Consider the following 10,322-nt stretch of genomic DNA (forward strand, 5'->3'; position numbering starts at 1 on the left):
AGGAGCACCCGATGCCTGCCGTTACCGCCGACACCTTGACCCTGCCCCGCATCACCGAGCCACACGCCGCCGACACTGAGCGCACCGTCAAGTCGGTCACCACAGGTCCCCGCGGCTACGAGGGAGAAGGCTTCCCGGTCACCCGCGCGTTCGCCGGGGTACACCCCACCGATCTCGACCCGTTCATCCACATGGATCAGATGGGCGAGGTCGAGTATGCCCCCGGCGAGCCGCGCGGCACCGACTGGCACCCGCACCGCGGATTCGAGACGGTCACGTACATGATCGACGGACGCTTCCAGCACCAAGACTCCCACGGCGGCGGTGGCCTCATCGAGAACGGCGCCACCCAGTGGATGACCGCTGGCTCCGGCATCCTGCACATCGAAACGCCGCCAGCGGAACTCGTCGAATCCGGCGGCACCTTCCACGGCGTCCAGCTATGGGTCAACCTCCCCCGCAAAGACAAGTTCCTGAAGCCGAGATACCAGAACCTCGAAGGTGAGCAAGTCACACTGCTGTCCTCGCACGACGGCGGCACACTGGTGCGCGTCATCGCGGGTGAGATCGATGGCCACGGCGGGCCTGGATCAACCTTTACGCCAATTACGTTCGCACACGCCACAATCCAGCCCGGCGCCCAGCTGTCAACCCCGTGGAACCCGGGCTTCAACGCGCTGGTGTACGTCCTTTCCGGCAGCGGCACAGTGGGCGCCGAAAGCCGGCCTATCAAGCAAGGACAACTCGCGGTACTCGGCCGCGGTGACCGTATTACCGTCACAGCAGCCAATGCGCAGGAAAGCCATCGTCCTGCACTGGAAGTGCTTCTGCTAGGAGGAAAGCCGATCCGCGAGCCACTCTTCCAGTACGGCCCATTCGTCATGAACACGAAGCAGGAGATCATCGAGGCGATCGAGGACTTCCAGTCCGGGGCGTTCGGGCAGATCCCCGCCGACGGCCTTCGCCCACACCACGGCCGGTGAACCATGGAGGTCACGATCCAGCGTGCTGACGAGCGCACCACCGTCAACTTGGGGTGGCTCGTCAGCAAGCATTCCTTCCCGTTCGCAGGCAACTTCGACCTGCACCGCAATGGCCATGGCGTACTGCTCGTCAACAACGACGACGTCATGTCACCCGGCGAGAGCTTCGACATGCACCAGCACAAGGACATGGAAATCATCACCTGGGTGATGAGTGGCGAAGTGGTGCATGAAGACTCGGCAGGCAACACGATCCGGATCCCGGCCGGATCCGCGCAGCGCATGACAGCCGGAACCGGCATCCGGCACGCGGAGCGCAGCCTCGCACGCGATGGTGACGACGTACACGTCATTCAAATGTGGGTGGCACCCGATACGAACGGCCTCCCACCCAGCTACAGTCAGGCCGACTTCACCGAGAAAATCAGGTCCGGCGAACTGTTCGTGGTCGCCTCGGGCCTCCATAAGCACCGCAACGACCCCGGAATCGGGATCAGCAACAAGTACGCGGCCCTCTACGCCGCGCGGATCGCCGCCGGTGCCAGCATCACGGTGCCGCGCGGCAAGTTCGTCCACGTCTTCGTCGCCGCGGGTGCCGCAACGTTAGCGGGCACTGGCGAACTGCGACAGGGAGATTCGGTGCGAATCACCGCCGGCGGCGGCCAAACCCTGACAGCATCAGAAGAGTCTGAGATTCTCATCTGGGAAATGTACGCGCACTTTTAGCCCGAAAGGATCGACAATGACGAGTGAAATCCAGCCTGAAGTCCGCCACAACACGGAGCAAACCCGTTTCGAAATTTGGGTCGGCGACGAGATGGCGGGCTTCACTGAGTACCGCCCCCGTCCTGACCTGCGTGCATTCGTCCACACCGAGATTCAGGACAAGTTCGGCGGTCGCGGCCTCGCAATGCGGGTAATCCGCGAAGCCCTCGACACTACAAAGGCGGACGGCCTTGGGCTGCTCCCCTACTGCCCCGCGGTCCGGAAGTTCCTGACGAAAAACCCAGAGTACGTCGAGCTGGTTCCCGTCGAGCGGCGCAGCGAGTTCGAACTCTAACCCGTTAGGACTTTTCGGCCGGGACCTGGTTCTCACCGGGCACAGCTGGCTGGGTTGCTCTGATTCGCCCGAAGACCATCAAGGTGAGCCCTTCAAGCAGCGTCTGGACACCAAGCAGGATGCCGAGCAGCGTGAATGACGCCTCAGCGAGGTTGAACAGCACGATAAGCCCGAGCGCGATGGAGATGATGCCGCTGACGATGAGCGGCCACCCAAAGCCGCGCATTTGCGCTCCGATGAACACCCGGGCGGCACCACTGCTCAAAAACAGCGCACCCGCGAGGAGCGTGAGCGACACGGCACCGACCACGGGGTGGCGGAGGATGAACAAACCGAGAACGGCGAGCATCGCGCCACCCAGGGCACCCGACCAGAACCCGCCCGACTTGATCGTAAAGAACGCGCCGACGAATACCGCGACTCCGGACAGCAGCGCGAACCAGCCGAGGAAATAGACTGAAACCACTGTTGCCACAACTGCATTGCCCAGAACGATGACTCCAAGGATGACGAGAAGCACGCCAAACACGACGTCGCCCCAGGTTCTCCTTCGTTCAAGAGTTTCTCCGACCATGGCCCGACCACCCTCTGGCGATGTGAGACGCGAATTCCCCGTGTCCGAGAGCACATCCCCTAAGCAACAGTGTATGAGAAATCAGGTCAGTACACGTCCCGAACGTACCTTTTTTCGGTCGCGAGACGCTTCTTGAACGCGAGCGCATCAGCCTCGGAGAGGTTGCCGTGGCTGCGCGCGATGGTCAGCAACGTGTCATCGACGTCCTTCGCCATACGTGCCGCGTCACCGCACACATAAAGGTGCGCGCCCTCGCTGAGCCACCGCCACAACTCCGCGCCGTGTTCCAGCATGCGGTCTTGAACATAGATCTTCTGCCGCTGATCACGCGAGAACGCGAGATCGAGGCGGGTAAGGAACCCATCGCGGAACATGTCCTGCAACTCGTCGCGATAGTAGAAATCAGTCGCTGACTTTTGTTCACCGAAGAACAGCCAGTTCTTTCCCGTGTGCCCGTCCGCGCGACGGTCCTGCAGGAACGCGCGGAACGGTGCGATACCCGTCCCTGGGCCGATCATGATCATCGGTGTGTCTGGATCTGACGGCGGCCGGAAGTGCGCTGACCGCTGCAGGTAGAGCGGAACGGTGGTTTCGCCGCAGCGGTCGGCGAGAAATGTCGAGCACACGCCACCGCGCGCACTTCCCCGTTCGTTTTCATACCGCACCACGGAGACAGTCAACTGGACTTCGTCGGGGCTGACCTTCGGGCTCGATGAGATCGAATACAGGCGGGGCTGCAGCCGCTTCAGCACGCTCATCCATTCGATAACGTCGGCGCGGACCGGGAACTCACGGATGACATCGACGGCCTGCTTGCCCCACAGGAACCGATCGAGTTCGACCCGGTTGCCTGGCCGAGTCACCTTGGCGAGCACTGGATCACCGTTTCGTTCGGTGAGGAAGCGGAGCAGGTCATTGGTCACGCGGCTAATGTCAAGATGCTGGCGCAACGCCTCGTGCAGCGGCATGTCGTGGTCATCGACGGTGACGGCGTGGTTACCCGTCAGGCCCGTCACGTCAAGCCACTCCTGAATCAGCGCATCACTGTTGCGGCTGACAACACCGAGCGCATCGCCAGCCTGATATGGCGCGCCGTTCAGCGCGACCGCGGTGTCGGCGAGACTGAACCCGAACTGGCGTACCTCTTTTTCCGAGCCGGACCGGCTCAGGAGGGTATTCGTGACGAGCGGCGCGGGGGTCGGGTTTTCCCGGGTGAAAGGCTGGGCAGCTACCGGAACTGCCATCGGCGCAACCGGTTTCACCGGAGCGGCCGTTGGCGGGGCCGTGCTCGTCAGCGCCGCCAGAACGGAGTCCAGCCACTGGGTCGCGGGTTCGTGGTACTCCGGTTCGCAATCAACGCGGTTCAGAATCGGCGCCGCGCCGAGTTGCGCGAGCCGGGTGTCGATATTGCGGCCATGTCCGCAGAAGTTGTCGTAATTGGAGTCTCCCATCGCGAGCACGGCATACTCGAGACCGTCGAGCCGCGGAGCGTCCTCGCTCTGGAGTTCATCCCAGAAGCTGCTGCCATTGTCCGGGGGGTCACCATCACCAAAGGTGCTGGTGATGACTAACAGCCGGTCGACATTGTCGAGGTCCGAGGACGAGAACTCGTCCATGCTGACAGTGTGGGCGGGCACGCCGTTCTTTTCCAGTTCGGTGGCGCACACGGACGCAAAGTCTTCGGCGTTGCCCGTTTGCGACGCCCACAGGATGGTGACGGGTTTCGGGCCGCTCTCCGCCACTGTGCGAGAGTCTTCCCCGACGGCACCGGGCGTCGCCGCGCGTGAGTATGTCCCGGCGAGCAGACCGTCGATCCACAGTCGCACTGGCTCCGACACGGGTGCGGCAGCGGGCAGGACAGGAACGGTACCTGCAGCGATAGGGGCGGAACTGAGTGCCGTCAGGAATCCGGCGATATAGGTTTTCTCCGCAGCTGTGGGGACCGGCGGCGCTACGGCGGCGACGCCTGCGAGTTCGTCGAGACGGCCCGGCGCAGCGGGAGGCTCTACCAGGCTGTCTGTCTGCTGGTCTTGCCCCGCGGCACTGACCCGGCGCAGGTTCACCGCACAGAACTTAAGTTCCGGCTGCATGGACGCCTCATCGACGGCGTCGCTGGTGAGCGCGTTGACGGTGACGTATTCGCCGTGCTCGTCGTTCCAGTGGAACGGCGCGAAACACGTCCCCGGATGCACCCGGTCGCTGAGCACGGCGGGCAGCACCACGCGACCGCGCCGTGAGGTCGCCTCGACCTTGTCGCCTGCGGCGATCCCGTGCGCCTGCGCGTCGTCAGGGTGGATTTCGATGAACGGCCCGGGGTTGAGCTTGTTCAGCTTGGTGACCTTGCCGGTTTTCGTCATGGTGTGCCACTGGTGCTGCAGCCGGCCCGTGTTGAGGATCCACGGGTAGTCGTCGTCGGGCATTTCGGCGGGATCCATGTGTGGACGCGCAAAAAAGTTTGCTTTCCGCGACGGGGTGGGGAACGCGAGGGCGGGCCGGTGGCCGTCCGGTGTGGTGTGCAGCGACTGACTCACACCGTCGTTGAGGTAACGGATCGGGTGGCGTGCTTCTGCACCGCCAGGTTCACCGACCGGTGGGCACGGCCACTGCACCGTGCCGTCTTGCAATCGTGCGTAGGTAACACCACGCAGGTCGTAGCCGGTTTGGGGGTTCCAGAACTCTCGAATCTCATCGAAGATTTCTTCGCTCGATGAGTAACAGAACCCCTCGCTGAACCCCATCGCCTGGGCGACGCGACAGATGAGCTGCCAGTCGGGCAGCGCGTCGCCGGGCGGATCGATCGCCTTCTGAACCAGAGTGAGGTTGCGCTCAGAGTTCACCATCACCCCGTCGGCTTCCACCCACAGCGCGGCGGGCAGCAGGATGTCGGCGTAGGAGTTGGTGGCGTTCTCGGCGTACACGTCTTGCGCGATGACGAGTTCCGCTTTTTCCAGCCCGGCGATCACTGTCTTGCGGTTAGCGATTGACGCGACTGGGTTCGTGCAGATCACCCACACCGCTTTGATCGTGCCGTCGGCGAGCTGCTGGAACATGTCGACCGTGCCTGCGCCCGCCTCGGCCCGGATCGTTCCAGGCTCGAGACCCCACTTCTCTTCGACGTACGCGCGGTCGGGGGGGCTGAGGACTGCGCGCTGACCGGGCAGGCCGGGGCCCATGTACCCCATCTCGCGCCCGCCCATGGCGTTTGGCTGACCTGTGAGACTGAACGGCCCGCTGCCTGTCTTGCAGATGGCACCGGTCGCAAGATGGAGGTTGCAGATCGCGTTGGTGTTCCAGGTGCCGTGGGTCGACTGGTTGAGCCCCATCGTCCACAGCGTCATCCAGTTTCCGGCTGCACCGATCCAGGACGCGGCGGTGCGAATGTCGGCTTCCGGGAGCCCGGTGATTTCCGCGACGCGCTCCGGGGTGTACTCGGCGAGGAACTCCGGCATCGGGTCCCAGCCTTGCGTGTGTTCGGCAATAAAGTCTTCGTCGATATCCCCGCTGACGACGAGCAGGTGCAGCAGTCCGTTCAGCAGCGCCAGGTCGGTCCCCGGTTTGAGCTGCAGATACAGGTCGGCGTTCTTCGCAGTGGCGGTTTTGCGGGGGTCCGCGACGATGAGCTTCGCTCCCCGCTTGAGGCGATCAGCCATGCGCAGATACAGGATCGGGTGGCAGTCCGCCATGTTCGACCCGATGACGAAGAACAGATCCGCATGGTCAAAGTCATCGTAGGAACCGGGCGGCCCGTCGGCGCCGAGTGACTGCTTGTATCCGGTGCCCGCGCTCGCCATGCACAGCCGCGAGTTGGACTCGATGTGCTGGGTGCGCAGGTAACCTTTCGCCAGTTTGTTCGCGAGATACTGGGCTTCCAGCGACATCTGTCCCGACACGTACAGCGCTACAGCGTCCGGCCCGTGCGCGTCGATCAGGTCGCGCAGCCGGGCTGCAGCCTCAGTGATAGCCGCGTCAAGTGCTGTGGGAACGAGCGCCTCGCCCCGAGATGGCCGAAGGTACGCGGATGTCATCCTTCCGGTGGCCGCCATCATGTCCGCGTGGGTCGACCCCTTGGTACACAGCCGGCCGAAGTTCGCGGGATGCTGCTTATCGCCAGCGACCTTCGTGATGGTCAGTCCTTTGCGTGCCGGATCAGCTTCGGTGGTGACGGTGACCCCGCATCCCACGCCACAGTACGAGCAAACGGCGGTGGACTGTCCAGCTTTCACTGCGACAGCCGCGTCTCCGAAGGCTTTACTGTTCATGCCCTCGATGATCCCTGCCCCACACTGCGAGCAGTTTTTCGGAGTGTTTCGGGAAGATGTCGTGTGCTGCACCCAGCTGGGCATGAACCAGTGAGAATCCGCTCCCTACGGTGGCGTAGACGCGGAGTTCACCAAATGTCGGTTACTAGTCAGGTTGCGGTCGTACGATCGAGCCGCCAGCGGCGTTTCGCCATATCACGCGACGGAGGCAGGTTACCCCGTGGATTCGACGTCTCTCCTGTTCAACCCCCATAAGTACGATCCTGCGCACCTGGATGCGGAGACACGCGAACTTCTGCGGGCGACGATCGAATGGTTCGAGACGCGCGGCTTGCGGAAGCTCACCGAGGACTTTCACCGGAAGGTCTTCTATCAAGAGTTTCTGGACTTCGTTGCGGAGAAGCAGCTGTTTGCGAAGTTCCTCACACCCGAGGGTGAGCCAGGGTCCGCGGCTGGTGCCCGGTGGGATACGAGCCGCAACGCTGTCATGTCGGAGGTCTTGGGCTTCTACGGGCTGAACTACTGGTACCCGTGGCAGGTTGCTGTTCTCGGACTCGGCCCCGTGTGGCAGTCGCAAAATCCGAGCGCGCGGAAGAAAGCAGCGGAAGCACTCGCGACCGGTGAGGTCGCGGCATTCGGCTTGTCGGAGAAAGAACACGGCGCTGACGTCTACTCGACGAGCATGCGGCTCACCCCGTCCGGGGACGGGTATGTTGCGAACGGCGGCAAGTACTACATCGGCAACGGCAACTGCGCGCGCATCGTGTCTGTCTTCGGCCGGATCGACAATCCCGGCGGCGATGGTGAGTACGTGTTCTTCCGCGCCGACTCCGAACACCCGAGTTTCGAGTTGCTGAAGAACGTCGTCGCTTCCCAGATGTATGTCGCGGAGTTCCGCCTCAACGATTATCCCGTGAGCGAGGACGACATCCTGCACCGCGGCGACGACGCGTTCTCCGCTGCGATGAACACGGTGAACGTCGGCAAGTTCAACCTCTGCTTCGGCGGTATCGGGTTGTGCACGCACGCGTTCTATGAGGCGATCACACACGCGAGCAACCGGGTTCTGTACGGCAAGACGGTGACGTCCATGCCCCATGTGCGAGCACAGTTCATCGACTCGTACGCCCGCCTGCTCGGTATGCGCTTGTTCTCCGACCGCGCGATCGACTACTTCCGCACCGCACACGCGGACGACCGCCGCTACCTGCTGTACAACGCGATCACCAAGATGAAAGTCACCTCGGAAGCGGAAACCGTGATGGCGGGGCTCGCGGAGATTGTCGCCGCGAAAGGCTTCGAGAAGGACAACTACTTGACGATCGCGGTCAGTGACGTGCGCGGCTTGCCGAAACTCGAGGGCACTGTCGCGGTGAACCTCGCGCTGATCAACAAGTTCATGCCCGCGTACTTGTTCTCGCCCGCCGATCTTGCGGACGTGCCCGCGCAGCAGGCACCGGGCAACGATGACTTCCTGTTCCATCAAGGCCCGGCCCGCGGACTGGGTAAGGTGCGCTTCCATGACTGGCGGCCCGCCTACAAGTCAGCAGCCCACATTCCGAATGTCGCGGTGTTGTCGGAGCAAATCGAGGCATTCACGTCGATGCTGACAGAAGCAACGCCTTCACAGGAACAGATCGGCGACATGGATTTCATGCTCGCCGTGGGGCAGTTGTTCACCCTCGTCGTGTACGGCCACTTGATACTGGAGCAGGCCCGCATCGCCGGTCTCAGCGATGACGTAGTCGACCACATCTTCAGCACACTCGTGCGTGACTTCTCGTCGGGTGCGCTCGGCGTTTACTCTAAGCGCCTCGCAAGCGGCGAACAGCAGAAACACATGATCGCTGCGATTCGCCGCCCGGCATCTGTCGACGACACCTCACTCTGGAACGAGATCGCCGGACTGTCCGGCGTGTACGCGATGCGCCCCTGACACCGTTTGCGGGTTGAGCATCACCATCGTGCGCCGCCGCGCATCGAGAGCCTTGCGCAGCGCGTCACTCGCCCAGTCACGCTGCGCAAAGTCCGCAGCGCGGCGCTTCGCCTCCTTCTTGCTGTCTGAGAACAGGCGAGTCAGGGCGCCCGCGTGGTGCAGCAGAGCGACCAGGGCGGTAATCCGATCGTCCGGAGACTGTTCGTCAAGCACGGCACGTTCGACGGCTGCGCGCAGTTGCCCGTACGCGGTGGGATCCACAATTCGCCAGCGTTCACTGAACGCGAGCCGGCTAACCCTCCGCGGCTCGTAACGCACAATGCCCAGGTGACTTAACTGGTTGCAGGCGGCCCGCCGCCACAAGTACCCGTACCGGTACATGATTTCGCGGATCGTTCGCGGGCGCCCGACGAGGTTGCGCAGCGCGGCATCGTTGACCGGGTCACCGACGGGCCGCATACTCGCGACCCGGACGGTCCAGCTTCGCGCGAGACGGCCTTTGGCTGCGACGACGATGCGGCGCTGTGCTTCAAGGTCGCGCAACACTGCGGCGCTCGTGACGAAGTCGCACCTGGCGTTGTCGACGACGGGACGCCCTGACTTGGCGTCAATGAGCATCAGGTTGATCTCGGCCGCGAGCGACTCCACCGTCTAAGCGTAAGCACGTCCGGATCGCCGTGGGCGATACCCACGGAATTCGGTTCATTCAGAGAGTTCGCGTTCAAGGGCCGTCGACATCTCCGCGGTCGTGAGAATGAGGGCAACGATGAAGTCGACGAGGTGTTTCTCGCTGGCAGGCAGGTCACCGCGCAGCCACATCGTCGCGATTTCCAGCCCCCCACTGACCAGGGCAAGCGCCGCGAGCTCGGCATCAGCGTGGGGCAGCCGATGCTCGTCGAGCAAGACGAGCGACTCACTCGACATAATCTGCGCGAGTGACCGGATGAGTTCGTCACGCCGGGGCCGCAACGCCTCTGATGTTTGGGCCGCGATGAGGAGTTTCGCGCGGCGCTCGTCGTCGGAAACGAAACGAAACGCCGCCTCTACCGCGGCGCGGACTTTTGCGCGCAGTTCCGGCGCCGCAGCGCCGACCGCGGTGACGAGCTGTTCGACACCTGCGCTCATTTCCTGTTCGAGGGCGCGGATCAGCAATTCGTCACAGTCACGGAAGTTCTCGTAGAAGTAGCGATCGTTCAGGCGGGCAGTGCTGCACACCCCACGCACGGTCAGCCGCGCCGCGCCACCGTCCGCGACAATATCTAGCGCCGCGCTAATGAGCCGGGCCCGCCGCTGCGCTTTGCGCTGGGCAGCCGTTTCGCCGCCGTACTTTCCGCCTGGAGTGTCCACGTCGCCTTCCTGCATTCGTATCGCTGTCGCAGATTACCCGTTTGGAGCTGTGTGAGCCTTGGTCGGGCTGGCTAGCCGAGGAGGTTGGTCAGTGTGTAGGTGGCGACCATGTAGGGGGCGCCGGTGGTGACGTTGCTGTTGATGCCGAGGTGGGCGGTGTTGT

General features: G+C 63.3%; 8 protein-coding genes. 4 read left to right on the forward strand and 4 right to left on the reverse strand.

Translation table 11 applies throughout. The features are described from left to right. Positions 1-11 precede the first annotated feature (11 nt). The 3 genes from ONR57_RS12665 to ONR57_RS12675 are packed head-to-tail and all read left to right on the forward strand — an operon-like array spanning position 12 to position 2,043. Positions 12-983: a pirin family protein gene (locus ONR57_RS12665; RefSeq protein WP_265123845.1), complete on the forward strand. Its 972-nt coding sequence runs from the start codon at positions 12-14 to the stop codon at positions 981-983. 3 nt (positions 984-986) lie between these two features. After that, the gene (locus ONR57_RS12670; protein ID WP_265123846.1) at positions 987-1,709 is read left to right on the forward strand and encodes a pirin family protein; all 723 of its coding nucleotides are present in this window, start codon (positions 987-989) and stop codon (positions 1,707-1,709) included. Positions 1,710-1,725: 16 nt separating this feature from the next. Continuing rightward, on the forward strand, positions 1,726-2,043 hold the full coding sequence (locus ONR57_RS12675; protein WP_265123847.1) for a GNAT family N-acetyltransferase: 318 nt from the start codon (positions 1,726-1,728) through the stop codon (positions 2,041-2,043). A gap of 4 nt (positions 2,044-2,047) precedes the next feature. Here ONR57_RS12675 and ONR57_RS12680 read toward each other — a convergent pair whose 3' ends face one another. Both ONR57_RS12680 and ONR57_RS12685 read right to left on the reverse strand, forming a co-directional pair. Then, entirely contained in the window at positions 2,048-2,617 is a 570-nt protein-coding gene (locus tag ONR57_RS12680) for an HdeD family acid-resistance protein (RefSeq protein ID WP_265123848.1), read from the reverse strand. Positions 2,618-2,703: 86 nt separating this feature from the next. Next, entirely contained in the window at positions 2,704-6,876 is a 4,173-nt protein-coding gene (locus ONR57_RS12685; protein WP_265123849.1) for a bifunctional nitrate reductase/sulfite reductase flavoprotein subunit alpha, read from the reverse strand. A 220-nt stretch (positions 6,877-7,096) separates the two neighbouring features. Between ONR57_RS12685 and ONR57_RS12690 the strand changes: the two genes are divergently transcribed. Continuing rightward, positions 7,097-8,812, forward strand: coding sequence for an acyl-CoA dehydrogenase family protein (locus ONR57_RS12690; RefSeq protein ID WP_265123850.1), 1,716 nt, complete (start codon positions 7,097-7,099; stop codon positions 8,810-8,812). Here ONR57_RS12690 and ONR57_RS12695 read toward each other — a convergent pair. Together ONR57_RS12695 and ONR57_RS12700 are read right to left on the reverse strand one after the other, a co-directional pair. Next, positions 8,759-9,460 (reverse strand): GPP34 family phosphoprotein, encoded by a 702-nt coding sequence (locus tag ONR57_RS12695; protein ID WP_265123851.1) that lies wholly within the window; start codon positions 9,458-9,460, stop codon positions 8,759-8,761. The genes ONR57_RS12690 and ONR57_RS12695 overlap by 54 nt on opposite strands. Positions 9,461-9,514: 54 nt before the next feature. After that, the gene (locus tag ONR57_RS12700; RefSeq protein WP_265123852.1) at positions 9,515-10,159 is read right to left on the reverse strand and encodes a TetR/AcrR family transcriptional regulator; all 645 of its coding nucleotides are present in this window, start codon (positions 10,157-10,159) and stop codon (positions 9,515-9,517) included. Positions 10,160-10,322 lie beyond the last annotated feature (163 nt).

The sequence above is a fragment of the Hoyosella sp. YIM 151337 genome (assembly GCF_026041215.1).
Lineage (GTDB): Bacteria > Actinomycetota > Actinomycetes > Mycobacteriales > Mycobacteriaceae > Hoyosella.